This window comes from Kamptonema formosum PCC 6407, from assembly GCF_000332155.1.
In the GTDB taxonomy this organism is placed as follows: Bacteria; Cyanobacteriota; Cyanobacteriia; order Cyanobacteriales; family Microcoleaceae; genus Kamptonema; species Kamptonema formosum.
This window is the reverse complement of sequence record NZ_KB235904.1, coordinates 1,779,529-1,803,096: the sequence shown is the minus strand read 5'-3', so window position 1 is coordinate 1,803,096 and position 23,568 is coordinate 1,779,529. Positions and strand designations below refer to the sequence as shown.

The window sequence follows — 23,568 nt, the reverse complement described above, 5'->3', positions numbered from 1 at the left end:
GCTTGCTTAAACTTCTCACAACATCATCTATCTATGGGTATAAAAATAAACCGACTCCTACTTTTTATTGTTGCCTGTAGCGTTACTGGAGTCATCCTGGGAGGCACTGCTAGTCAAGCTCAGATCGATCGCTGTCAAAGTGTTGAGACAGTAACTAGCGAGTGTCTAACCCAAGACCCTTTACTTAAAACTTTGGAAGGCATGAGTGTAGGCTTATTTGCTGGGGCTGGTGCGGCTGTTGGAGCTACCTGGCAAATGTGGCAGAAAGAAAGTTAACACTAGCCTTCTGCCTTCAGCTATATCGACTATTTAGCAGCAGGAACGCCTTTGACGCGGCGTTCGTACCAGTTCATCAGTGGGGTCGAACTAATCCCGTGTATAATCACGGAAATAGCGACAGTTGTGTAGGTAATCCAGGCAATTTTCTCTCCTAATTCTCCTTTTAAACCTTCACCAAAGGCATAGGTTAGATAGTAGAGAGAGCCGACTCCGCGAATCCCAAACCAGCCAAATAACCAGCGGCTTGCGGGGTGAAAAGATGTGCCAATGGTACTAATCCAGGCTCCTATCGGTCGGATTGCCACAATCAAAAGTCCAGCTACCAATAGGCTTTCCCCTGCAAATGCTAGCATAGGTTTTAATCGCAGGATGGAACCCAAAATTAAGATAGTTCCTATTTCCGTTAGCTTTTCAATTCTTTCGATGAAGTGCAGTTGTGAAAGCGGTTTTTCCGGGTTGTGGTAACTTTTTTGTATCACCATTCCCGCGACAAAAACGGCTAGAAATCCGTAGCCATTGATAATTTCAGTGAGGGAATAGGTTAGCAAAATCGTGCTCAGGGCGATGAAATCTTCCATCAATTCGTCAACTGGTCGAAACTGTTGAAGTTTTTTGTCAAACCAGCTAACGCTTTTGGCGACTAAAATGCCCATGATAATACCAGCAGAGATCGCCCAAATTACATCAATTATTACCCACTCTTTAAACCAGTTCTCCCAATTGCTATCTTTTAAGCAGTAAATGCCGAAATAAACAAAAGGAAAAGCTAGCGCATCGTTCAAACCGCCTTCGGAAGTCAAGCCAAAACGCAATTCATCTCTATCTTCAATGTGAGCTAATTGGACTTCTGAGGCTAATACTGGATCTGTAGGCGCGAGAATTGCTCCTAATAAAATTGCGGGCCCCCAGTCTAGATTCAAAAAAAAATGCCCGATAAAAGCCACAGCAAAAATTGAAATCGGCATCAGCAAACCTATTAGCCGCACTGTTGAATTCCAGGCCCACATTTTGAGCGGACGGTTCATTTTCAAGCCGCAACTAAATAAAGAGACGATGACCACAAATTCTGTTAAGCGCTCTATGAATTGAGCATCAGGTCGTAATTCTATGAGTTTGACACCGTAGGGGCCCAGTCCGATACCAACTACCAGGTAAATTAAAGCGTAGGACAGGGGCAATCGTGCAATCCAGCCAGAACCTAATGTTACGCTGAGCAGGAGCAAGCCAATAACGAGTAAATCGAGAATGTAAATATCCACAGGGGCACGCTCTCCAGTATTCCTCCAAGTGCATTTTTACTAAAAAGCCGCGAAAAATCATCTTTCTGAAGTAATGAAGTAAGGGATAGTTAAGTAAATCCTTCTTCCTTCTCTCCTAGATAACTAAATTTTTCTTCCTTCTTCCTTCTTCCTTCTTCCTTCACTTACAAGCTTTAAATCATTGAAATTAATATTCGACAGTTTTTTCAGTGGCGATAATGTGCAAGTCGATGTGTTTAAGCGATCGCATGATTTGTTGAGTCAACGAACCCCGTAACAACAATTTCCAACGCGACTGCTGGCTTTCACCGAGGACAATTTGGGTGATGCGGTACTCTTTGGCGACATCTGCGATCGCTTTAACCACATTCTGGCTATTAATCCGTAAAAATTGCCCGCCGAATTCCTTACACAACTTTTCGCAAGTCTCAACGTGCAAAGTTTCAGCTTTCGTTAAAAATCGGTCAGGATCGTTGACAAAAAGCCCATAAAATGGAGCATTCATATAACTGGCAATTCTCGCCCCCCGCCGCAGCAATTGTACGGAATTGGGATAAGTGGAAACGCACACCATCACTCGTTCGTGAATGTTGCAAACTGGGCCGACTAAATTGGAGTCTTTTCCGTAGCTGGCGCGAAGTGCGATCGCGTGTTCTTCCACATTATCTGCTACTTCGCGTAAAGCCAATTCCCGCAGCGCGATTAAGTGACGGCGCTGGAAAAAGTTATCTAAAGATTGCTGAATCTTTTCTGTAGCATATATTTTACCTTCTTGCAATCGTTCTTGCAGGGTTTCCGGCGTGACATCAATCACAACTACTTCGTCGGCTTCTTCGAGAATGCGATCGGGAATGCGTTCGCGCACTATTACCCCAGTAATTCTTGCTACTAAATCATTGAGACTTTCTATGTGCTGAATATTTAATGTTGAGTAAACATCTATTCCAGCGGCGAGAATTACATCGACATCTTGATATCGTTTTTCTCGGAGAGAACCAGGGATATTAGTATGAGCCAATTCATCAACTAATGCTAGTTGAGGACGGCGCTCAATGATGGATTCTGTGTCCATTTCTGTGAGGATCTTATCGCCCCGTAGCATTTGTTTACGCGGCAATATTTCTAATCCACAACTTTTTTCTGCTGTCTCTTTACGACCATGAGTTTCTAATAACCCGATGACAACATCAATACCTTCTTCTTTAAGTCTGTGTGCTTCTTCCAGCATTCGGAAAGTTTTGCCAACGCCGGGGGCCATACCGATAAATATTTTGTGTTTCCCCCGACGGCGGATGCGCTCGTATATTTGCTCCGGTTGGTGTTCGAGTAAGTTCGGATTGCTTGTGAGTTCTCTTTTCTCAATCATTGGCAAATCAATAGTTAGGATGTTGGCTAATAACTATTTTAAACTATTGTAAACTATCTAAATCGCGATTGAGATTGAGAACGTTAACACCAGGTTCGCCAAAGATTCCTAGAAATCTACCATCTGTGTTTTTAGCAATCAACATTTCTACTTGATTGGGATTGATTGAACGTGCTACTGCTACTTGCTGAATTTGGGATCTAGCGGCATCTAGGCTAATATGAGGATCGAGGCTAGAGCCAGATGTATAAACTAGATCGGCAGTCGGTTGAATATTTGCTGTTTTGAGATTATTTACTCTTTCTTCCACCTGTTTTAATAAGTCTGGATTGCTGGGAGCGAGGTTACTAGCTCCCGATACGCCTGTAGTTTGTCCTGTGTTTTTTGGATCGCGTTCTTTTTCAGTAAAACTGCTATAATTTGTGGTGCTGGGTCGGCTTTGGAAATAGCGCGGAGATGTGAAGTTTTGACCGATTAAAGTTGAACCAATTACTTGCCCATCTTGATTGGTAATTAGGCTTCCATTTGCTTGGTTATTGAATGCAAGTTGACCGATTACTACCATTAGCAATGGATAGATGATTGCGGTGATTCCCCACAAGATTAATGTAACGCGAATTGCTCTGATTATTTCTCTCATTTTAGACCTCAGTTAATTAATTGCTAATTGCTAATTGCTAATTGCTAATTGCTACAGTTGGTAGGGTGGGCGCTACAAATATTAATACTTTTGCGTAAACTTAGAGAATAATAGCGCCCATCTTAAAAGAATTTCTAGAATCTTTCAGGCTGAAAAATCACCACAAACAGATAAACAGAAAGCCCCAAACTAACTAAGCCAAGAATGCCAATTGCCCAGGCAGCTTTCCGAGTAATTTCTTCACCTGTGGCCGCATAAACAGCAGGTGCAATTACCAAATTCAAGCACATTAAAAGAAATAGCTGTAAGGCTACGGGCTGGCGGCGACGCAGCATTTGTAATAAATCAAATGCTTCTTTTAAATTGCTAGGTAAAATCTCATTAAGCACATCATTACTTTTCATAAATTATCCATTTTTTTGTTAGAATTTACCAGGATTTACGGATGTTTTTGTGTAAGCAATCTTCAAGTTTGTTGCTGACGAAGTGCATTGCGAAACTCAAGTATGGCATCGTATTGATCCGGCATATTTGCACAGCGAACTAATAAAGCTAAATCTAACTCTGGTAGCAATTCGCTTTGCTCGACTTGTTCATATTGCTGCTCTCGTAAACAATAGAGAGAAAGCTTGCCTTTTCGCCAAAACCACACTTCAGGAACTTGGATTCTTCTGTAAATTTCTAGGACATTTACCCCACCACTGGTAACAACTACTTCTATTACCAAGTCAGGAATATCTTTCTTGCTATGTAAATTATAAGACTCATCGGGTTCTTTTCTACCTCCTAATCCGATATTGCCAATAGTTTTGCTGCCACGCGCATAAAACCGGATGCTTTTTTCTTCGAGATAAACCTCAAGTAACTTCCGAATAGTACTCTTACCATCTTCATGTTCCTCAGAAAGTGGAGTCATAATATCTAAAATTCCGTCAAGGTAGACTAAGCGCACGCCTGCAAAGCCTTCTAATGCTGATTCTATGGCTTCAAATCTCTCCCAGCTAACATCATATAGTGTGATGCACTGGCTACTATTGCTGAGAGGTTTTTCCAAAATTTGAGGATTCATGGTAATGGCTAATGGCTAATGGCTAATGGCTAATGGCTAATGGCTAATGGCTAATGGCTAATGGCTAATGGCTAATGGCTAATGGCTAATGGCTAATGGCTAATGGCTAATTGGTCAGTGGACATCTGTTAATATTGTACATTACCTGTTGCCAACTTGATTAGGCTAACCCAATAGCCGCAATCAAAACATCGAAAATTTTGATGCCAATAAATGGCGCAATCACACCTCCTAATCCGTAAATCAAAATATTGCGCTGTAATAACTGATTGGCACTCAATGGGCGGAACTTCACCCCAGTTAGTGCCAGGGGAATTAAAGCTGGAATAATCAAAGCATTGTAAATTAATGCCGACAAAACGGCAGACTGTCCACTCGCCAAACCCATTACATTTAAAGCGCTCACTGGTGCAAACATTGCTGGAATAATTGCAAAATATTTAGCAATGTCATTTGCTAAAGAAAAGGTAGTTAACGCCCCGCGCGTAATCAACAACTGCTTGCCAATTGTCACCAAATCGATCAATTTTGTCGGGTCAGAATCTAAATCAACCATATTCGCTGCTTCCTTCGCCGCCTGAGTTCCAGAATTCATTGCTACCCCCACATTTGCCTGGGCTAATGCAGGTGCATCGTTAGTACCATCTCCCGTCATTGCTACTAATTTACCCTCAGCTTGTTGCTGGCGAATCACCTCAATTTTATCCTCTGGCGTGGCTTCTGCAATGAAGTCATCAACGCCTGCTTCTTCGGCAATTACTGAGGCAGTAATGCGGTTATCACCTGTTAACATAATCGTGCGAACTCCCATCCGCCGCAATTGGTCAAAGCGATCGCGAATCCCTGGTTTAATAATATCTTTCAGATAGATAATGCCGTAGACATCGTTATCTTGACAAACAGCTAAAGGCGTGCCTCCCAACCTCGAAACTCGTTCGTAAGCGGTATCTAAATCTGGTGGCAAATTGCCGCCGCGCGATCGCACAAACCCCTTAATCGCATCTACCGCACCCTTGCGAACCTCGCTGCGATCGGGCAGATCCGTGCCACTCATCCGTGTTTTCGCTGAAAAATCAATTCCTTGAGCCTCAGAGCGCTGAAAATCAACGCTAGCGCCCTGTTTCTCAGCCAAGCGCACAATAGATTTCCCTTCCGGCGTTTCGTCAAATATGCTGGCCGCGATCGCGATCGTCGCCACCTCCCCCAGAGAGTGACCATTCACCGGGATAAACTCCTCCGCCAAACGGTTTCCTAGCGTGATCGTCCCCGTTTTATCCAAAATCAGCGTACTCACGTCGCCGCAAGCCTCCACTGCCCGCCCAGAGGTCGCTACAACGTTAAACTGAGCCACCCGATCCATCCCTGCAATGCCGATCGCACTCAGCAATCCCCCGATCGTTGTGGGAATCAGCGCCACCAACAGCGAGATCAGCGTCACCACACCCACAGGCGTTTTTACATAATTTCCCACAGGCGGAATCGTCGCCACCACAATCAAAAACACCTGTGTTAACACCGCCAGCAACACCGTTAGGGCAATTTCATTCGGCGTTTTTGTCCTTTGGGCACCCTCCACCAGCGCGATCATGCGATCGAGAAATCCCTTACCGGGATCGGCACTCACCCGCAAGGTGAGCTCGTCAGAAATGATGCGAGTACCGCCAGTAACGGAACTCGCGACATCTGAACCCGGTTCCTTGAGCACCGGCGCGGATTCCCCAGTGATCGCAGATTCGTCCACAGAGGCCATCCCTGCGATCACCTCTGCATCAGCGGGAATGATATCGCCTGAAATTACTTTGATGGTGTCGCCGCGTCTCAAAGAAGTAGAACTTGCCTCCTGAATTGTGCCATCAGGCAAGATTTTGCGGGCAGTTGTTTCTGATTTAGTCGATCGCAGCGCGTCTGCTTGGGCCTTTCCCCGCCCTTCGGCCACAGCTTCGGCAAAATTAGCAAATAAAACAGTAAAGAACAGAATTGCTGTTACTAAACCGTTGAATAACCGCTGATTTTCACCTGCTACTCTGCCAAATAAGGTCGGATCGACTGTTAGTAATGCAGTCACAATTGTACCAACCCAAACAATAAACATTACAGGATTTTTGAGCATGATTCGCGGGTTTAACTTCGCGAAAGCATCTTTAAATGCTCTTTTGTAAAGCCCCTGTGTATTTACTTTTGGCGTGTGTCTGCGACTCTCGCGGGGGCCGCTTGCGCGTCGGGTTTCTTTGGAATCAGAGGAATTGAAAACCATAGAGATTTGGGTAATGGGTAATGGGTAATGGGTAATGGGTAATGGGTAATGGGTAATTGCTAATTGCTAATTGCTAATTGCTTCCTGTGGGATCGGCGTTGCTAGAGGTGCAGAGGGTACGTTTTGAGATGCAGGTTGCAATTGATTGCTGCTAATTTGATATCCTTCCGCAATCGGGCCTAAAGCTAAAACTGGGAAGAACGTTAGCGCACCTAAAATCAAAATCACTCCTGCTGTAACGCTAGTAAATAAAACCGTATCTGTTCTGAGAGTTCCAGTAGTTTCGGGCACTGGTTGTTTATGAGTCATGCTATCTGCTAACAACAACAGGGCGATAATTGGAATATACCGACCTGCTAAAAGGCTAAAACAGGCGCTCAAATTCCACCACAATCCTGTAGTTGCAGGTTGACCATCTGCTAAGCCTTCAAAACCAGAACCATTATTAGCAGCAGCAGAAGCATATTCATAAATTACTTGCGAGATACCGTGAAATCCTGCATTGCTAATACCGCTCAGACTATCAGCAAAAGCGAGAGTAATAGCACCCGGAATTAAAATCGCAATTGGGTGAACTAGCAACACAACGCTGGCTAAAACAATTTCGCGCTTCTCAATTTTTCTCCCCAAAAACTCTGGCGTTCTTCCTACCATTAAACCAGTAAGAAACACGCTCAAAATCAAGTAGATAAATAGATAAGCAGTTCCCGTTCCCTGTCCACCCCAAACGATTTGTAGAAATAAGTTAAACAGAGTCACAAAGCCGCCTGGAGGCATCAAAGAATCGTGCATTCCGTTGACAGCACCGCACATTGTCCCAGTAGTACTTACAGCCCACAAAGCAGTCTGTGCCCAGCCAAATCTAACTTCTTTGCCTTCTAAATTAGGGGCGGGCACGGGGGCACCGCCCGTACTGTCTAATAAACTATTGACTTGAGGGTTGCCTTGGTACTCGCCAAATGCTGAAACCCCAATTAGGACTATATAGATAATAAACACCATCCCAAAAATTAGCCACCCCTGTTTTCTATTATTAGCAAAGATTCCGTAGGTATGAATCAGGGCGGCGGGAATAGACACCATTGCTAGAGTTTCTAGCAGATTAGTAAAACTGTTAGGATTTTCAAATGGATGAGCAGAATTGATGCCAAAAAAACCTCCGCCATTCTCGCCTAGCTCCTTGATAATTTCAAAATGGGCAACTGGGCCTCTAGCAATTACTTGAGTTGCGCCTTCTAGGGTTGTAGCTGTCGCTGGCCCTGCGAGGGTTTCCGGTACACCAGCAACGATCAAAACTATTGCGCCGATGATAGAAATAGGCAGTAATATTCTGGTGATTGACTGAATTAAATCGACGTAAAAGTTTCCCAGTTGTCTCCCAGTTAACCCTCGGATAAAAGCAATCCCTACTGCCAAACCCGTAGCGGCTGAGGTAAACATTAAAAACCCTAGTGTTAACTGAGATAAATAACTAAAAGTTGTCTCGCCTGAGTAATGCTGTTGGTCAGTATTCGTTAGGAATGAAATAGTAGTATGCAGCGATGTATCCCAAGTTGGTGCTGCTAAGTTGGTAGGATTCAGGGGTAATATTCCCTGAAGCGCGAAGATCAAATAAACAAAAATTCCCATCACGAGATTGCTGTAAAGCAATGCACGGATATACTGCCAACCTGTCATCGAATCTTGGCGAATACCGCCTGCGTTATAAATTACTTCCTCGAAGGGTGTAGCAATGGGGTCGAGAAATGTATTTTTTCCCAGGAATACCCGCGCCATATAGTTTCCGAAGAAAGGCGAGATAATTGCTAAGATAATTAGCGTGAATGCAATCTGAATTAATCCTTGCAACATAACTGTGTAAAAAAGTCCTCGTTAGATTTATAGACTGTTTCACTCGGTAATTGGCTTCTAAAAGAAGACCACAAAACCGGATGAGTTTTCTTTAAGGTAAATTCTAGTTCTGGTGCAAAGGCTGAAAAAAATGCCACTGCTAAAATGTAATCTCCGCAGGAGATCGTCGGGTTCTCACTGGCTAGTATTACTTTTTTATTTCTTAGTAGCCCCAAGCATTGACAGTTATTAGGCAATTGTAAGCTATTCAAATCTATGCCGCAATAACAACTATTGAATTGGATTTGGACTTCGATTGAGGTAGGTTTTACAACGCTCATAAATAACTGCGGTTGGATCGACAGCATGGTTTGCCTTTAACGATCAATATACTGACTTAGAGTGGTTTTGATAATTAGCCTGAAGATATAAACTAGGGTTGACTATTTGTAGCTATATTGCCTATATTTTGAGCTATAGAATAACGTTTAGACGGAAATTAAAAACTATACTTGGAGATATAGATGTAGTCTAAACGCTAATTGTTTAGCTTACAATAGACTGTGATAGTGGCACTTATGTACAACTAAACTCAGATGTTACATCGCTTATCGACTATCAAAAAAACACTGGTAAGTCACCAGTCGTACTTGAATTCACGCTGGCTAATTGTTGGCTTATTCGTTATTGTCGCTGCGCTGGAGTTTGCAACGCCAGTCGAGTATGTATTCGGTTACTTATACACGGGCCCGATTTTATTAGCAAATTCCCGCTTTAGTCGGTTAGCTAAGTTAGAAGTAGTGCTGATCGCGTGGGCGTTAACGCTATTAAATTTGTTTGTTCCCCACAGACACCCGATACAGCTAGCGACGGCGGCTAATCGTCTGATCGCGGTGATGGCGCTGGGGGTGACTGGGTGGCTGAGCGATCGCAACCAGCAGTACCAAGAAGCGATCGCTCAAGCTAAGGCGGAATTGCAATCTCAACAGCGGCTAGCCAGTATGCGAGAGGATTTTGTCTCGACTTTAAGCCACGATCTGAAAACGCCGATGTTGGGGGCGATCGAAACTATCAAAGCTTTTCAGCAAGGGAAATTTGGCGCTGTTGCGCCTGCTGGGGAAAAAGTTCTGGAGACGATGGCGCGATCGCACCGCACAACTTTACAATTAGTGGAAACGCTTTTAGATGTCTATCGCAACGATAGCGAAGGATTAAATCTCAAAATTGCACCTGTTAATTTAGTTACTTTGGCAGAAGAGGTAATTACCGAACTCAGAGATTTATCAGCATCGCGGCGGGTGTATATTGATATTAGTTATGGAGCCTCAGATTTTCGCCGTGCTTTGTGGGTAAATGGGGACGCTCTGCAATTAGTTCGCGTCTTTTCTAATTTACTTACTAATGGGATTAATCATTCGCCTCGCGGCGGTAAAGTAGATATTATCATGGAGTCTGATTCAGCTTATCAGATTGTTAAAGTAATTGATATTGGAGCGGGAATTACCGATGGCGAATTGCCTTATTTATTCGAGCGTTTTTATCAAGGACACAGCCACCGCCAAGCTAAAGGTTCCGGTTTAGGGCTATACTTATCTCGGCAAATTATTGAAGCTCACGGTGGTATAATTTGGGCAGAAAACAGATTGCCTCACGGTGCTTTATTTGGATTTCGGCTACCTGCCATCCCACCTTATGAAACCTGCTCACACTCTACGAATTCTACTGGTTGAGGACGATGAATTATTTCGCCTGGGACTCCAGACGAGGCTGCAACAAGAACAATGCTTGCAAGTGATTGCTGAGGCGGAAGATGGCGAAACGGCTGTAGAATTAACTCAGGAACATTTGCCAGATGTCGTTGTTCTTGATATCGGATTGCCGGGAATTGGAGGGATTGAAGCTTGCAAGCAAATTAAGCAACACCATCCAGAAATTCCCGTACTGGTGTTAACTTCTCATTCCCAAAAACCCTTAATTGAGCGGTTAATTGCAGCGGGTGTTCAGGGATATTGCCTAAAGGGAATTGCCGCAGAAACTTTAGTTTTGGCAATTCGTTCAGTGGCGGCGGGTGCTTCTTGGTGGGATAAGGCCGCAACTACGGAAATTAGGTCAGCAATTACTAATAATGAGTCAAAATTTGTGCCGAAATCTGAATTAGAAAATCCGCTAACTAAGCGAGAACAAGAAATTTTGGCACTGGTAGCGGCGGGTAAAAGCAATCAAGAAATAGCTCAAATATTGTACATTGCTTCGGGGACGGTGCGGGTTCACGTCCATGCGATTTTGCAAAAGTTAGAAGTGCGCGATCGCACTCAGGCGGCCGTTGTTGCTATTCAGAAAGGATTAGTGGCGGAAGAATTGTTAACTATTGAAAGTTAAAGCGATTGGAGACTGATATTCACGACTTGAAAAAGGAATAAATTCATTAGAGCATTGAGCAGTTATGTTACACAGTAGGCGAAACTGAAGCGGTGTTGGTGGTTGATTAACTATTTCTACACGCGACTTTTCTAAACTTGAATTACTTAATAGTGCCAAAATTTCACTGTTCAAATATCGCGGACAATACCCGACAATGTAGTGATCTTCTGTATTTAAAGTTAATGCTTGAGGATCGTGCTTGTTGTGAAATTCGTGAGCTAACCACAACTCTTCACCTACTTGTAATCGGTTAATTCTCTCAATTGTACATTGTGGTAAATACCTTAGTCCATGTAAAAAAAAGTGTAGTCTATATTTGCCTTCTGAATCTGGTTCTGGACAGGGGAAAACGGAGAGTGTATCTGTTTCTCTATGCCCCCCAGTCCGGGCTAGGATACTAATTGAATCCTGTTCATGAGGGGAAAGATTAAGCCATTGAATAAAACTTAAGTAGTCGGGTCGATTTTTCGGCATTAACCGATTAGCAAATACGGGAAACAAGTAGGTTGATGTATAGACTTTTTCTACTTCGGGGAATGAGAGCAATGGCTGAAAATTGCACTTTTTTTGAGCTTCTTCAGCGCCTTGGGTGTAGGTAAATTGGTAGTTGGTTCCGTCGAATGTGAGCTTACCAATGGGGAACCAGGATCGACTATGTGGGTCTTGCCAAGCTAAAAATAGAATTTTCAATTTGTTCATGGTAGCGTTTCCCTCAACTTAAGCAATCTGTGTTGGTTGAATTCAATAATTCTTTGGGCAAAATTGGCGGCAATAGGCGAGATGCGAGTGTTAGGAATTCGATTAAAAATATTGAGTATATTTGCTTGTGAGATACTTTCAAGCCGGTTTAACCATATAGAGGCTGCTTCAGGATAGTAGCGTGCAGCCCGGTTAAATACATCAATAGTATGGTGGCGATCGCCGTTGCCAATCCACGCATCCAACAGGAGATAGCCGACAAATACTTCAACAGCTTTTTGAATGCCTCTGGGTGCTATCCAACCAATGGGTAAGTTCACAGATTCATTAGAGATTACTCTCAACACTATATCAATTGTATGTTCAGACACTTTAAGCATTTTACTAAAACATTGATACACAATGCCAAAATAGCAAAATCCGAATTTCAAAATTATTAAAATATTTCAAAATTATTAAAATTCCTAAAGCCAAATCCATAACGTTTTAGCAGCTTCAATTTGTTATTAACTCAAAAAGGAGTTAATTTCTAGGATCTTATTGTTCACTGTTTGAGAAGATTCTAGGATCTTCTCTACGGCAAAAACCTCCAACGCTTTCCTGTAGGCTTCAATCGCCCGTTCACAGTTACCTCTTTTGTCCTCCACTTCTGCAAAGGTTCGGTAGGCATCTCCCAAGTTGTTCTGGGTCTGAGCATAGTCCATCGGGACTGTTTCGATGGTTCTGATTTTGAGGGCTTCTAAGTAGGCTTCAATCGCCCGTTCGCAGTTACCTTTGTTGTTCTCGACTTCTGCAAGGGTTCGGTAGGCATCTCCCAAGTTATTCTGGGTCTGGGCATAGTCCATCGCGAGCTCAGGAAATTTTCTGACGCGGAAGGCTTTTTTGTAGGCTTTAATCGCCCGTTCACAGTTACATCTTTTGTCCTCCACTTCTGCGAGGGTTCGGTAGGCAACCCCTAGATTATTCTGGGTATTAGCATAGTATATGGGAAATTTATCAAATGTTCTGATTTTGAGAGCTTGTAGGTAGGATTTAATCGCCTCTTTACAGTTCTTTCCTTTGTTCTCTATCTCTGCAAGGGTTCGGTAGGCAGCTCCCAAGTTATTGTGGGTTTTAGCAAAGTCATTTGGGACTTCTTTGCGGGTTCTGATTTCGAGAGCCTCTTCGCAGGCAGCGATCGCCTTTTTACAGTTTTTTCTCTTGTTCTCCACTTCAGCGAGGGTTCGGTAGGCAGCCCCTAGGTTGGTCATGGTCATGGCATAGTCCATTGGAACTTCTTTGCGGGTTCTGATTTTGAGGGCTTCTCTGTAGGCTTTAATTGCCTCTTCACAGTTAGCTCTCTTGTTCTCGACTTCAGCAAGATTTCGGTAGGCAGTCCCCAAGTTGTTCATGGTTTTGGCATAGTCCATTGGAACTTCTTTGCGTGTTCTGATGTTCAAGGCTTGTTCATAGGCTTTAATCGCTTTTTTACAGTTATCTCTCTTGTCCTCTACATCTGCGAGAGCTTGGTAGGCATTCCCCAGATTGTGTTGTGTCATGGCATAGTCCCTTGGGAAGCGACTGGGTGTGTAGATGATTAATGCCTTTTTGTAGGCTTTGATGGCGAGGTGTTGGTAATGAACTTTATCGCTGTCGATCTTACCCAAATCGTATGCACGATCGCCTAGCCTAATCAGTGCATCTGACTCTTCTCCAAAAGGTTCAAGCGTTTCATCCATCTCTTCTAATCGATTTCTGGACAATTCAGGCTGAATAATAGTTTCATCTTCTAAATAGACTTCTTCTGCCTCAACACCTTCACCTCTTGGTCTTAGAGTTAGGAACTCAGCATCTGAGAGTTGCTTAAACCACTCTATCCACTGATAGTCTGAACTCGACAAGTTCTTCACTTCTGACAATTGCTTAATCCACTTCGTCGGGAAAAATTGATTCTCTTCGTAAATACCGCAGCGATAAAGTTGACGCAGAACGCGCAGAATAGTTTTCAACTCTATGTTACAACTCTCAAAACGACCTTTCATCACACCTAATTTCATAAATATAGAACCGACTGTACCGTTAAACCTAACAACATCCTTGTCCCAGTCTTTGTTTTCTTTTTTGGCAATATCTTCAGCATCTTCGCGTTCTATGTCTTTTAATGATATCCTTTTAGGGAAGAAAGTTCCATAATCGAGGTTCTTAGCAGTGAAATAGTTTTTGACTTTAAGTTCTTCCTGACTAGAACGGCAGGTTGCAACAACTATCAAGGATTTTTCCGTCAGATCCCGCAGGAGGATGTCAAAATTTTGCACCTCTATCCACCGTTGAAGATCGTCGAGGATAACAATTTTCTGTCGCCAAGGTTTGAGGGTGAAGCGTTTAGGCAAGATAAAGGTTTCTGGATTGATATCAACCAATTTAGGCAGTAGGACATCCCAAGGCTTATCACGAATTGACTCATAGACCATTCGAGTCTTTCCACTGAGAGGCTTTCCAACAATCACAATACTTTCCTCTTGGTTAATCGACTCCTCAATTTCTGCTACTTCCCGTTTCCTCAGATAGAAATGGGGAAATGGTCGCAGAGAGTCAAGTAATTTTTTCCTCAGCGCTTCATTCTGTTTCAGGCTAGAGGCTTTTTGCCAGATGAGTAAATAATGGGTTGCCAGCTTTGTCTTTCGACTGTAAAAATGCCCGATGGAGGGAATTGCTACGGTCACAATTACGGGAACACATACACTAATCAGACTAATCAGATCCATGTTTTTTAACAAAAATACTTTTAAAAAAGATATTAAGCAAAAACACTTTGGACAGTTTTTAAGCAGCCAGAGTACGATATGAAAGGACTGAAGGAAAGTTAGCGGGACTTAAAACCAAATTTGGATCTAAATCTAACTTGTAAATAAAGTTTGAAAGCATATACAGATTGAGTTCCAGACGTTTATAAGAAGCCATCGCGTCCCTATTTGAAAACTGTCCGAACTATTGAAGCAAGTGAAAAACCTATAACAGGTAATCATTCCGCTCCCGAAAGAGAACTCGAAGATTAACCGCTCGTCCCAAACGTATCCATCCTGGACAACAGGGAAGATGTCCTTCCGGCGCATTTATATCAAAGGTAAGATCCGAGTATTTTAACCAAGAATTATTCACTTTCCAACCAACGTGCTCTCCAAATATATCCCAATCTTTACCTATGCTATCATAAATATGTTTCTGAATACTAAAACCAAATTTTCCCTCGCTATATTTCTCCCAAACTTTACAAATGGTTCGTAAGTCAGTACATGGAAAGTTGAGGATATCCTCATTTTTGAGCCAGCCTTTCTCATCTCGATTGCTGATTGAGCATATAATTCTTGATGTTTCTTGATCTGCCTCCTTAAATTTTTTAGCATTTAAAAGCTCTTGCAAAGGTTGATAGTTTGCTCCTACATCAGAGGATAAGACTAATTGAGTGTGTAAATAATCCATTTTTATTTCTCCTTTTTTTTAGCAACAAAAGCTCCATAATGATGTTGATGCCATTCATCTTTAAATACATGAGGAGCTTCTTCAATAATTCCCACATCTAAATCTAGTATAATTTTCCATTCAGATGCCTTAAAAAAATCTAAAATTTTACCTGGTTTTAAATAATGCTCATACAAAAAATGCTTCTCTTTTATTGGCATAAAATAATCAGCTAAAAATAAACCATCTTTTTCAACAAAACTTTGCATTTTATCTATTATTTCTCCGAAAGAATAACAGAAATTTTTTTTGTAGTGCCAAGAGCAGCTAGTCAGAACAACATGATATAAATTGTCATTTTTTAAATCCATGTAATTTTGATGTACTATCTTACATTGTGAATTATCATAGCCCTCATACTTCAAATTATTGATTAGTCCTTCAACCTTAATATTTTGCCCTTGGAACTCTACTTCTCCACCATAAAGAGCTATAGAATCATTATCTACCGCAGTCACTCGATAGCCTTCTTTAAGAAATGGAAAAACATATTTTCCATCAGAACATCCCAAAACTAACACTTCCAGTTGGGTGTCACTATATATATTTTTGATGATTTTCTGAAACTCATCAAAAGATGTATATGTTTCTTTCCATAAGCTTTTTTGATAAACTTTCATGTTTAAATCCTCTCTGTTAATATACAATATCTCAAGATTTATTGGCAATCTCAAATCTTTTTTGCATATACTCATTATGCTGATTACTTACCAAAAATATAGAGGGAAGTACAAGGCTATTTAAGAGTTCTTGTACTTCTTCTACAGAATGAGTCATGAAAAAGCCTTGTATGGCAAGGGTAATAAGAAGATCAGACCAATAAGGATGATTATTTTGTGTTATTTTATCAATCATATTGTATATCTGACTAATGCTGAAGAAACCTACTTTTTTTCTAATGCCAGCTTCTTGTTGAACTAACGATAAACGACAACCTGCCGTAATTTTTGGCATAGAAGGCATGGATTTGCTGAAAACATCCTCAGTGACCAATTTGGGTGCTTCTGAAATATCATCCGATCCACGCAGGTGCATAGAAGTAACAATATGATAGTAGTAACCTAGCTCAATATCAGTGTAAGCAGCCATGAATTCTGCTAACATCGTGAGTTCAAATAAGTCATAGCAAAGTATCCGATAAACATCGTTAGCTCTCATATAAGCTGTTGTATGAAGTTTACCGTTACGAGGAGAAAATATGATACTGACAATACAGGGAATATCCTGCGACTTTCTACCACAGTCATTGGGTTGATAAATAGCAAGTGTCACTCGCTTTGAACTTTTTTTTTCTCTAATTAGATGAGCAGATGCTTCAAATTGATCAATACCAACTACAGGGTAGAATATCCTAGAACCATGCGCTCCTGGCATAATTATACCATCATCTGTGTATCTTCTAGCACCGTTTGAATAAAAGGCAATATCTTCTATCTGATTAGATCCTGACAGGAGATAAAAGAATTTAGCTACTGCCAAACTAGGATTGAATATCTCTGGTTTTATCTGTGAATTAAATAAACGATCGCGAGGGTTTGTTAAAATACTTTGTATATTTAAAAATTCCCTATTAATTCTCCCTGAACTTGGAGAATTTTCGGGTTCTGTAAAATCTTCCCCATATTTATCAACGCTAAAAATCAAGTTCCGAATTAATTGATTGGCAGAACCAGCGATGACATGAGGAATGTGTATATCATCTATGTTATCTTCCATATTTTCCAGAGTAGTTGGAGATTTACTATGATATAGTAAACACATTAAATATATAGCTGTAAATATATAGCTGTCAATAGGGATATATCAAAAACCAGCAGTTATTGTTTATGCTTATAAGTCCTTGCCATTTAATTAGTAAAGCTAATATGCTTCAGAATTCAATTGACTTTTTAAATAGAGTTACTTTAAGAGTTTTGTCTACATGGAAAATGAATTATCATGACAAACAAAGATTCTTTAACATATTTAATCAGTTTGGTTTTGTAATTCTGGAACACAACCCTCCTTGTGAACATCAATGTATAAAACAAAATTTACTATTTTTATCTGATTTTTTTGGAACCGTAAAACAGCATAAAAGATCAAATAAAGATGGTATTAGTATTATTACGCCTTTAGAGGGTTATCCAGACTATATTGCTACGACTAATAAAGCGCATCTGCTTCATACAGATGGAACTTTTGAACAAGATGCTCCTAAGATAGTTGCTTTACAGTGTGAAATTCCTTCAAAAGAAGGCGGATTATCCCAAATTATTCAAGCAGAATCCATCTATGAATACTTATCTAAGAATGATCCTCAAGGATTACAAAAATGCTTTATGACTGATGCTTTCACTATAGTCAGACACGATCAAACAGCAACAAAACCCATATTTAAGCGAGAGAAACAAAGAATTTTAATGGAATTTAGATCAGACTCGACTGCTTTTATCCAAATTAAACTAGAGCTTAAGGAGACCTTTAAATTAATTAAGGAGTATATTAACAATCCGAAAAATCAATTTATATTTAAGCTTCAAGCTAATCAGATCCTTATAACTGACAATACAAGAATATTGCATGGTAGAACATCTTTTCCTGACTATGAAGTTCGTAAGCTAAATCGATTGTGGTTTAATGGAGAGTCAAAATATTCTCACCTGATAAGGTTAGGATTTTTAGCAAAAACTTTTTAATATCAATTTGTAACTGATATGTAAAGCAATAAAGTTCAGATATAAGAAAAAATCTCATTAGTTAAGATCAATTATCAATAACTATTAATTGTTGTTCTAATTTTTATCTCTTCCTCAAGAAGTATTTGTGTATAGAAGCGAGGAAAGTATTTATGCCTTGAAAGAATATTATATAGTTTTCCTTCGCCCTTTCTAATAATACCTAAATTTTCTTCATGTATTAGTCGTTTTACCAAATTTAATTTTAATTGATATAATTCGTTATTCAGATATAGATGATCGCCTATTATAAAATTTGAAGTGATATACCTATCAAAAATTAAACCGTTTATAAACTTTCCAGTTTCACTAACTTTAAACAAAGGATAATGTATTAAAAAAACTTTTTCTATATTGTTTACTAGACAATCCCATGAATATTCTATACCATCAAAAGTATATCTATTAGAATATAAACCAGCACTTACTCTCGGCTTTATTCTTAATGAGCTAAATTGCATAGGTTGATCATGACAAACATTAAATCTACAAGTTATTTCAAATACTTCTTTTTGAATTAAATAAATACCTACTTCTTCATTTTTATATTTTATTTTGATAAACCACTCGATTATATTAGGATCAGAAAAAAATTTTATATTTGAGATTAAATGCTCTCGCTCTTCATCAAATAAGGGTAAATTTAAAATTTTATTAATATTATTTATGTCAATCACTAATACCAGATCAATGTCAGAATTGTTTTTTATACTAAAGTAAAGAGAATGCACTAAGCTTCCACAGAGAAAACCCACTATACAATATGGTTCTAGCATCTTGCCAATTTCAGTGGCAAGCCGATTAAGTTTGTAGCTTTGGTACAAAGATTCAACAAGAGATGCCTCTCTCCTATCTCCCTCGCCAAATGCGTTACCATCTGTGTAAAGAGCCGATATTTCTGAGTATGTCTTTCCCCAAAAAGTTCTATCTGATGTTGCCTTTTTAACCAATTTTAAGCTTTCTTTATCTTTAATTAAGATATACTCAACAATAAGATTTTTAAATTCAATTCTTTTTTGTATTTGTTCAGGTGTTGCTAGGCCTCGCCGCGAAAGTTTGGCTAATTTACAGTAATTTTTATAAAGTAACTGGAATTGTGTGAGTTGCATTTCTATATAATATTAAATTAAATCAACCTGTAACAACCTGTAACACCTCAGCAATAGATCCCTCCTCCCACCAGCGCCCCCACAATATCAAAAACACAGCGAAACCCCTGTCTTTAAACAGCTTGTAGGGTGCGTCAGATGAAGTTATGGATTGAAAGAATCAGGGGTTGGGGCTCTGGCGCACCCTAACTAATCGTACCAGTGGGCTTTAGTCCTATGAAAGTTAAGCCCCTCAAATATAATTATCCTGCCAGTTTAAAAGTAAACTGTAGAATTATACAATTAAGAGAGACGAATAGGAAAAAAATATGCGGCGCTTATTTTCAGCTTTAGCAATGACAGGTTTCTTGTTGACAGGCTTACCTGCCATCAGCTTAGGGCAAGGGATGCCGGGATTCACCATCTTTGGCGGCCCGGAACGGCAGAATCAGTTGAGCTTCCGCTTGGACTACGGCACAGTCGGAATGTGGGATCGCTATCGCTTGCGGATTCCCGCCAAAAAACTGCCTTTAGCGATCGCACAATTAGCGATATCTTATCCCAACTACTACAAAGGTGAATTCGATCCCAAAAACATAGAAGTGCGCGTCAAAGGCAAAGCAGTCCCGCTGCAAGAGGTACTGTGGAATAAAGAAAATAACTTGATTGAAATTTATCCCATCGAACCAATTCCGGCGGGTAACAACGTTGAGATCGTACTCTCCAATGTCAAAAATCCTACTAATGGCGGGATGTACAATTTCAACGCTCGCATTCGCACCCCCGGCGACGCACCCTTACTTCGTTACATTGGCACTTGGATTTTGAGCATTCAGTAAGCCAAATGCTAATTGCAACCGCTTTCTGCGGTTAGGGGCTAGGGGCTAGGGGCTAGGGACTAGGGAAAGAAGGGAAAGAAGGGAAAGAGGGGAAGAAAGTCAATAGTTTGGGCCATGAGCGCGTGTCCTAACCGTTGTGGCGGTTGCTATAATTGCAACGCTGCCCTAGAAACCGGGTTTTTGAGAGAATCTGTGGGTCAAAAGAAGTATTTTCGTCAAAAAACCCGGTTTCTGTGGTTGGGTGCTTAAGTCCTGTAGTTTTGCGATCGCAGCAACAAACAAAATTTCAGAAAGATTTTACTCTGAGTACAACTATAAAAGAGGGTGATTACTCCTCAGTTTTCTCAGTATTACCGCCTTTTACCCAACCTTCGCGATCTTCCTGTTCAATACGTACCCGCTGCCACTGTTTATCAGGGGTTTCTTCCACAACTACTACCTTTTCCTTATAAGCAATACCCCCAATCCGGTTTGAGTCTCGCGTCGGACTATCCCTTAGAATCAACCCAATAGGCTGAGTCACGATCGCGCGGTAAGCGCCTGGTTCTAGCGGTTTCGGAGAAGGGGAGGGGGTATCGCTAGAGGCGGGTTCTGGATTTGAGGCTGCTGTTAACTTTGGCTTCGCGATCGCAGTCTGGGTCGTTTTTGCCTCATTGGAGAATGTCGGTCTTTCAGGTAGAGCACTCAGTTTAGCAGCAAAATAAAGTGCAGCCGCCACACTCGCACCAGTCAGAAGCACAATCGCTAACAGAAAACCGACAATAAATTTGAATAAGCCAGATAAACTCATAAAGTTGTTAGTGGTTCGTTGTTAATTGTTGGTTGTTAGTGGTTAATAATTTTTTAATTTTAGTTGGTTGGATGGTTGGGCGTTTTTCTTCTAAGCTTAATTTTACATCATTGGGTTGAAGTTTGCGGCGAGTAGCGATCGATTAATGCCAGAACTCGCTAAATCCTTTTGATCCAGAACTTATACCAATTCAGCTTAAATACCCCCTTGGCCTACTGAGTCTCCGAAAGTCACATCTTCATATAAAGCATCAAGGCTAGTCCGAAAGTCGATGCTTACTAGGTGAATGTTACTACCGGGATAGTAAAATTGCAATACCAAAAATCCCTCGGCGTTAGGGCGAAAACAGTCTAAGCGTTGGTGCTTTTGGCTAATTAAGTAGCAGTCTAACTGCTATTTTTTAACTTTTGTTACAACCTAAAAAAATCTCAGCTACTTCTCTAAGATAGTATATGAGATGGATGTAGACGGCGTTACAGTACAGTCAATACTATTAATTATGAAAAAACCTGATAATTGGAATAGTCTTATAGATTCATTTAGTGATTGCAATTGTCCTTATGCTTATATAGTAGGTTATTATCTTTCAAGATTTGACAGGGATGCTTATCAAAAATTAGGTTTCGGTAATATGACTGAAACCCATGAAACAATAGGTTCTATACTTGAAATTTCATCTAATACAATTAAAAATTTTAGAGATGCTTTTGATCCTTATCATAAAAATAGCCGTAAAGGTTGGTGGCAGAGAGAGCTATGGCATTTTGAAAAAGAAATTTATCAAGGATTTCAAGCATATTCTGAAAAAGAACTATATGATTTAGTTTGTAAGATTTTAACTAACCCAAAACTGAATTTTGAAGATATTTTTGATTCTGACGATGTAGCAGATGATACATTAATATTTACTGATGAAGTTGGAGAAATAGAACTAAAAAGAATTTTCAAAGAAGGTGCTGTTAGTCAAGTAACAGTTAATTCTTATGAAAGAAATAATCAAGCTCGAAAAAAATGTATTGAATACTATGGAAAAAATTGTTTTATTTGTAGATTTGATTTTGAAAAAGTTTTTGGAGAAATAGGTAAAGGTTTCATTCATGTTCATCATTTAATCTCTTTATCTGAAATTAATCAAGAATATGAAGTTGATCCAATTCAAGATTTACGTCCCGTATGTCCTAACTGTCATGCAATGATACATAGAAAAAATCCTCCATTTACCCTAGAAGAAATTAAACATTTACTTAATCTAAATAATTAGAATTATAGCTGTTTATCCCTGAATCCGACGACTTAAACCGCCATATCGGGAAGCTAGGCGAGCTTTGCCGGCGGCGGCCCAATCTTGCAGAAATTGAATTTGTTCTTGCGCGGTTCTAGCTAAAGGAACCATCTGACTAGCAGATTCTAATACATCATCTGTAGTAAAATCGCGATTTTGACTAAAACCAATGTGCATTGCTTCAATCAAAGTTTGCTCGATTTCCGCCCCGGAAAAATCGGGAGTTTCATAAGCCAAGCGCTCTAGATCGTAGTTTTTTAAACTCTGTGGCCTCAGCCTAGATAAATGCACTTCAAAAATAGCACGTCGCTCTTCTTGATTCGGCAAACCCACGAAAAATATCTCATCAAATCGACCTTTTCTGAGCATTTCTGGCGGTAAAGACTGAATGTTATTAGCAGTAGCCACGACAAAAACAGGAGAAGTTTTTTCTGCTAACCAAGTAATAAAAGTCCCGAACACCCTGCTAGTTGTTCCTGCATCTCCTTTACTGTCGAAACCGCCAAAAGCTTTGTCAATTTCATCGATCCAAAGTACGCAGGGTGCAAGCGCTTCTGCTAACTGAATCATTTGCCTAGTGCGAGATTCCGACTCGCCGACTAATCCCGCAAATAGGCGGCCAACATCCAATCGCAATAGGGGTAAATGCCAATGGTGGGCGATCGCTTTTGCCGTTAGAGATTTGCCCGTTCCCTGAATACCTACTAACAGTAATCCTCTCGGATGCGGTAAACCATACTGTCGGGCTTTTTCAGAAAAAGCGCCTCCGCGTCGCAGTAACCATTCTTTGAGATTATCTAAACCGCCGATGTCTGAAATATTTTCATGGGCTGAGTAGAAATCTAAAATTTGAGTTTGGCGGATAGTTTGGCGCTTTTCTTCTAAGATTAATTCTACGTCATCGGGTTGAAGTTCGCCGCGAGTAGCGATCGCCTTCGCTAACACCCGCCGAATCCTTTCGATAGAAAGTCCTTGGCAGGAACGCACCATTTCATCCAACAAGCGCCCTTCTAGAGGCTGTCCAGTAGCCATTAACAGGCGTTCTACCTCAATTTTGATTTCCGCAGCCGTTGGCAGCGCAAACTCTAAAACTGTCAATAATTCGCCCAGGTCATCGGGAATAGCAATCTGAGCAGAAATAATGACAATATTTTTAGGTTGAGATTTCAGGGATCGGGCGAGATTGCGAAGCTTGCGGGAAATCGAAATATCTTCTAAAAATCGTTGGAAGTCCCGTAAAATGAAGATTGCCGGAGCGGAGGCGGGCAGCTTTTCGAGAAATTCCAAAGCTTGTAGAGGATTGCGTTTGCCAAAGCCGAGATCGTTGGGGTTGCCTTGGTAGCCATCGACAAAATCCCAGATATAAACGGCTCGGTTTCCTAAATTTTTAGCAGAATGCGCGATCGCGACTTCTGCCCGCTCTTCCTCCCGCGTGGGAATGTAAATTACAGGATAGCGCGATCGCAGTAGCAGTTCAAACTCGTTACTAAAAGTGGACATTGTTAATTGTTATTTGTTAGTTGTTAGTTGTTAGTTG

At 40.7% G+C, this 23,568-nt stretch carries 23 protein-coding genes; 6 read left to right on the top strand and 17 right to left on the bottom strand.

Translation table 11 applies throughout. The annotated features are described in order from the left end of the window. Nucleotides 1-33: 33 nt before the first annotated feature. The gene (locus tag OSCIL6407_RS0124780; RefSeq protein WP_007358000.1) at nt 34-276 is read left to right on the top strand and encodes a hypothetical protein; all 243 of its coding nucleotides are present in this window, start codon (nt 34-36) and stop codon (nt 274-276) included. Nucleotides 277-305: 29 nt separating this feature from the next. On the opposite strand, the gene OSCIL6407_RS0124775 is transcribed toward OSCIL6407_RS0124780, so the two are convergent. The 7 genes from OSCIL6407_RS0124775 to kdpA form a co-directional block, all read right to left on the bottom strand. Further along, the gene (locus OSCIL6407_RS0124775; protein WP_007357999.1) at nt 306-1,538 is read right to left on the bottom strand and encodes a cation:proton antiporter; all 1,233 of its coding nucleotides are present in this window, start codon (nt 1,536-1,538) and stop codon (nt 306-308) included. 187 nt (nt 1,539-1,725) lie between these two features. Then, a complete protein-coding gene (locus tag OSCIL6407_RS0124770; RefSeq protein ID WP_007357998.1) occupies nt 1,726-2,904 on the bottom strand; it encodes a histidine kinase in 1,179 nt (392 codons plus the stop codon). A gap of 43 nt (nt 2,905-2,947) precedes the next feature. Then, entirely contained in the window at nt 2,948-3,544 is a 597-nt protein-coding gene (kdpC, locus tag OSCIL6407_RS0124765; protein WP_007357997.1) for a K(+)-transporting ATPase subunit C, read from the bottom strand. A gap of 134 nt (nt 3,545-3,678) precedes the next feature. Beyond that, the gene (gene kdpF / locus OSCIL6407_RS0124760) at nt 3,679-3,948 is read right to left on the bottom strand and encodes a K(+)-transporting ATPase subunit F (RefSeq protein WP_007357996.1); all 270 of its coding nucleotides are present in this window, start codon (nt 3,946-3,948) and stop codon (nt 3,679-3,681) included. A gap of 62 nt (nt 3,949-4,010) precedes the next feature. Next, nucleotides 4,011-4,613, bottom strand: a complete 603-nt coding sequence (locus tag OSCIL6407_RS0124755; RefSeq protein ID WP_007357995.1) for a Uma2 family endonuclease — start codon at nt 4,611-4,613, stop codon at nt 4,011-4,013. Between the two features lie 160 nt (nt 4,614-4,773). Then, the gene (gene kdpB, locus OSCIL6407_RS0124750) at nt 4,774-6,867 is read right to left on the bottom strand and encodes a potassium-transporting ATPase subunit KdpB (RefSeq protein ID WP_019487803.1); all 2,094 of its coding nucleotides are present in this window, start codon (nt 6,865-6,867) and stop codon (nt 4,774-4,776) included. A gap of 66 nt (nt 6,868-6,933) precedes the next feature. Further along, nucleotides 6,934-8,718, bottom strand: a complete 1,785-nt coding sequence (kdpA, locus tag OSCIL6407_RS0124745; RefSeq protein WP_007357994.1) for a potassium-transporting ATPase subunit KdpA — start codon at nt 8,716-8,718, stop codon at nt 6,934-6,936. Nucleotides 8,719-9,293: 575 nt separating this feature from the next. On the opposite strand from kdpA, the gene OSCIL6407_RS0124735 reads away from it, so the two are divergent. Both OSCIL6407_RS0124735 and OSCIL6407_RS0124730 read left to right on the top strand, forming a co-directional pair. After that, entirely contained in the window at nt 9,294-10,427 is a 1,134-nt protein-coding gene (locus tag OSCIL6407_RS0124735) for a sensor histidine kinase (RefSeq protein ID WP_007357992.1), read from the top strand. Then, nucleotides 10,390-11,076 carry a response regulator transcription factor gene (locus tag OSCIL6407_RS0124730; protein ID WP_007357991.1) on the top strand — a complete coding sequence of 229 codons (687 nt, stop codon included), beginning with the start codon at nt 10,390-10,392 and terminating at the stop codon, nt 11,074-11,076. The genes OSCIL6407_RS0124735 and OSCIL6407_RS0124730 overlap by 38 nt, the downstream gene beginning before the upstream one ends. Here the strand turns inward: OSCIL6407_RS0124730 and OSCIL6407_RS0124725 are convergent. The 7 genes from OSCIL6407_RS0124725 to OSCIL6407_RS0124695 form a co-directional block, all read right to left on the bottom strand. Further along, the gene (locus tag OSCIL6407_RS0124725) at nt 11,059-11,817 is read right to left on the bottom strand and encodes an HIRAN domain-containing protein (RefSeq protein WP_007357990.1); all 759 of its coding nucleotides are present in this window, start codon (nt 11,815-11,817) and stop codon (nt 11,059-11,061) included. The genes OSCIL6407_RS0124730 and OSCIL6407_RS0124725 overlap by 18 nt on opposite strands. Further along, on the bottom strand, nt 11,814-12,197 hold the full coding sequence (locus OSCIL6407_RS0124720; protein ID WP_007357989.1) for a hypothetical protein: 384 nt from the start codon (nt 12,195-12,197) through the stop codon (nt 11,814-11,816). Before OSCIL6407_RS0124720 ends, OSCIL6407_RS0124725 begins: the two co-directional genes overlap by 4 nt. Nucleotides 12,198-12,253: 56 nt before the next feature. Beyond that, on the bottom strand, nt 12,254-12,316 hold the full coding sequence (locus OSCIL6407_RS37330; protein WP_234708826.1) for a hypothetical protein: 63 nt from the start codon (nt 12,314-12,316) through the stop codon (nt 12,254-12,256). A gap of 7 nt (nt 12,317-12,323) precedes the next feature. Next, entirely contained in the window at nt 12,324-14,561 is a 2,238-nt protein-coding gene (locus OSCIL6407_RS0124710) for a tetratricopeptide repeat protein (protein WP_007357988.1), read from the bottom strand. Nucleotides 14,562-14,805: 244 nt separating this feature from the next. Beyond that, nucleotides 14,806-15,276 (bottom strand): GUN4 domain-containing protein, encoded by a 471-nt coding sequence (locus OSCIL6407_RS31215; protein ID WP_007357986.1) that lies wholly within the window; start codon nt 15,274-15,276, stop codon nt 14,806-14,808. 2 nt (nt 15,277-15,278) lie between these two features. Further along, complete coding sequence (locus OSCIL6407_RS0124700) at nt 15,279-15,935, bottom strand: class I SAM-dependent methyltransferase (protein ID WP_007357985.1); 657 nt, start codon at nt 15,933-15,935, stop codon at nt 15,279-15,281. A gap of 31 nt (nt 15,936-15,966) precedes the next feature. After that, nucleotides 15,967-17,031, bottom strand: coding sequence for a thymidylate synthase (locus OSCIL6407_RS0124695; protein ID WP_007357984.1), 1,065 nt, complete (start codon nt 17,029-17,031; stop codon nt 15,967-15,969). 110 nt (nt 17,032-17,141) lie between these two features. On the opposite strand from OSCIL6407_RS0124695, the gene OSCIL6407_RS0124690 reads away from it, so the two are divergent. Next, nucleotides 17,142-17,993 carry a TauD/TfdA family dioxygenase gene (locus tag OSCIL6407_RS0124690; RefSeq protein ID WP_019487800.1) on the top strand — a complete coding sequence of 284 codons (852 nt, stop codon included), beginning with the start codon at nt 17,142-17,144 and terminating at the stop codon, nt 17,991-17,993. A 74-nt stretch (nt 17,994-18,067) separates the two neighbouring features. Here the strand turns inward: OSCIL6407_RS0124690 and OSCIL6407_RS0124685 are convergent, their stop codons facing one another. Further along, on the bottom strand, nt 18,068-19,141 hold the full coding sequence (locus OSCIL6407_RS0124685) for a hypothetical protein (protein ID WP_007357982.1): 1,074 nt from the start codon (nt 19,139-19,141) through the stop codon (nt 18,068-18,070). Between the two features lie 308 nt (nt 19,142-19,449). On the opposite strand from OSCIL6407_RS0124685, the gene OSCIL6407_RS0124680 reads away from it, so the two are divergent. Then, the gene (locus OSCIL6407_RS0124680; protein WP_007357981.1) at nt 19,450-19,959 is read left to right on the top strand and encodes a DUF2808 domain-containing protein; all 510 of its coding nucleotides are present in this window, start codon (nt 19,450-19,452) and stop codon (nt 19,957-19,959) included. 328 nt (nt 19,960-20,287) lie between these two features. On the opposite strand, the gene OSCIL6407_RS0124675 is transcribed toward OSCIL6407_RS0124680, so the two are convergent. Beyond that, entirely contained in the window at nt 20,288-20,749 is a 462-nt protein-coding gene (locus tag OSCIL6407_RS0124675; protein WP_007357980.1) for an SH3 domain-containing protein, read from the bottom strand. A gap of 499 nt (nt 20,750-21,248) precedes the next feature. Between OSCIL6407_RS0124675 and OSCIL6407_RS0124670 the strand changes: the two genes are divergently transcribed. Continuing rightward, nucleotides 21,249-22,010, top strand: coding sequence for an HNH endonuclease (locus OSCIL6407_RS0124670; protein WP_234708825.1), 762 nt, complete (start codon nt 21,249-21,251; stop codon nt 22,008-22,010). A gap of 12 nt (nt 22,011-22,022) precedes the next feature. Here the strand turns inward: OSCIL6407_RS0124670 and OSCIL6407_RS0124665 are convergent, their stop codons facing one another. After that, the gene (locus tag OSCIL6407_RS0124665; protein ID WP_007357977.1) at nt 22,023-23,531 is read right to left on the bottom strand and encodes an AAA family ATPase; all 1,509 of its coding nucleotides are present in this window, start codon (nt 23,529-23,531) and stop codon (nt 22,023-22,025) included. Nucleotides 23,532-23,568: the final 37 nt, after the last annotated feature.

Coding starts and splice junctions, on each gene's coding strand:
- OSCIL6407_RS0124780 (WP_007358000.1), top strand. CDS start 34: ATGGGTATAAAAATAAACCGACTCCTACTTTTTATTGTTGCCTGTAGC.
- kdpB (WP_019487803.1), bottom strand. CDS start 6,867: ATGGTTTTCAATTCCTCTGATTCCAAAGAAACCCGACGCGCAAGCGGC.
- OSCIL6407_RS0124700 (WP_007357985.1), bottom strand. CDS start 15,935: ATGAAAGTTTATCAAAAAAGCTTATGGAAAGAAACATATACATCTTTT.
- OSCIL6407_RS31215 (WP_007357986.1), bottom strand. CDS start 15,276: ATGGATTATTTACACACTCAATTAGTCTTATCCTCTGATGTAGGAGCA.
- OSCIL6407_RS0124710 (WP_007357988.1), bottom strand. CDS start 14,561: ATGGATCTGATTAGTCTGATTAGTGTATGTGTTCCCGTAATTGTGACC.
- OSCIL6407_RS0124685 (WP_007357982.1), bottom strand. CDS start 19,141: ATGCAACTCACACAATTCCAGTTACTTTATAAAAATTACTGTAAATTA.
- OSCIL6407_RS0124735 (WP_007357992.1), top strand. CDS start 9,294: ATGTTACATCGCTTATCGACTATCAAAAAAACACTGGTAAGTCACCAG.
- OSCIL6407_RS0124755 (WP_007357995.1), bottom strand. CDS start 4,613: ATGAATCCTCAAATTTTGGAAAAACCTCTCAGCAATAGTAGCCAGTGC.
- OSCIL6407_RS0124720 (WP_007357989.1), bottom strand. CDS start 12,197: ATGCTTAAAGTGTCTGAACATACAATTGATATAGTGTTGAGAGTAATC.
- kdpF (WP_007357996.1), bottom strand. CDS start 3,948: ATGAAAAGTAATGATGTGCTTAATGAGATTTTACCTAGCAATTTAAAA.
- OSCIL6407_RS0124675 (WP_007357980.1), bottom strand. CDS start 20,749: ATGAGTTTATCTGGCTTATTCAAATTTATTGTCGGTTTTCTGTTAGCG.
- OSCIL6407_RS0124690 (WP_019487800.1), top strand. CDS start 17,142: ATGCTTATAAGTCCTTGCCATTTAATTAGTAAAGCTAATATGCTTCAG.
- kdpC (WP_007357997.1), bottom strand. CDS start 3,544: ATGAGAGAAATAATCAGAGCAATTCGCGTTACATTAATCTTGTGGGGA.
- OSCIL6407_RS0124680 (WP_007357981.1), top strand. CDS start 19,450: ATGCGGCGCTTATTTTCAGCTTTAGCAATGACAGGTTTCTTGTTGACA.
- OSCIL6407_RS0124730 (WP_007357991.1), top strand. CDS start 10,390: ATGAAACCTGCTCACACTCTACGAATTCTACTGGTTGAGGACGATGAA.
- OSCIL6407_RS0124725 (WP_007357990.1), bottom strand. CDS start 11,817: ATGAACAAATTGAAAATTCTATTTTTAGCTTGGCAAGACCCACATAGT.
- kdpA (WP_007357994.1), bottom strand. CDS start 8,718: ATGTTGCAAGGATTAATTCAGATTGCATTCACGCTAATTATCTTAGCA.
- OSCIL6407_RS0124695 (WP_007357984.1), bottom strand. CDS start 17,031: ATGGAAGATAACATAGATGATATACACATTCCTCATGTCATCGCTGGT.
- OSCIL6407_RS0124770 (WP_007357998.1), bottom strand. CDS start 2,904: ATGATTGAGAAAAGAGAACTCACAAGCAATCCGAACTTACTCGAACAC.
- OSCIL6407_RS0124665 (WP_007357977.1), bottom strand. CDS start 23,531: ATGTCCACTTTTAGTAACGAGTTTGAACTGCTACTGCGATCGCGCTAT.
- OSCIL6407_RS0124670 (WP_234708825.1), top strand. CDS start 21,249: ATGAAAAAACCTGATAATTGGAATAGTCTTATAGATTCATTTAGTGAT.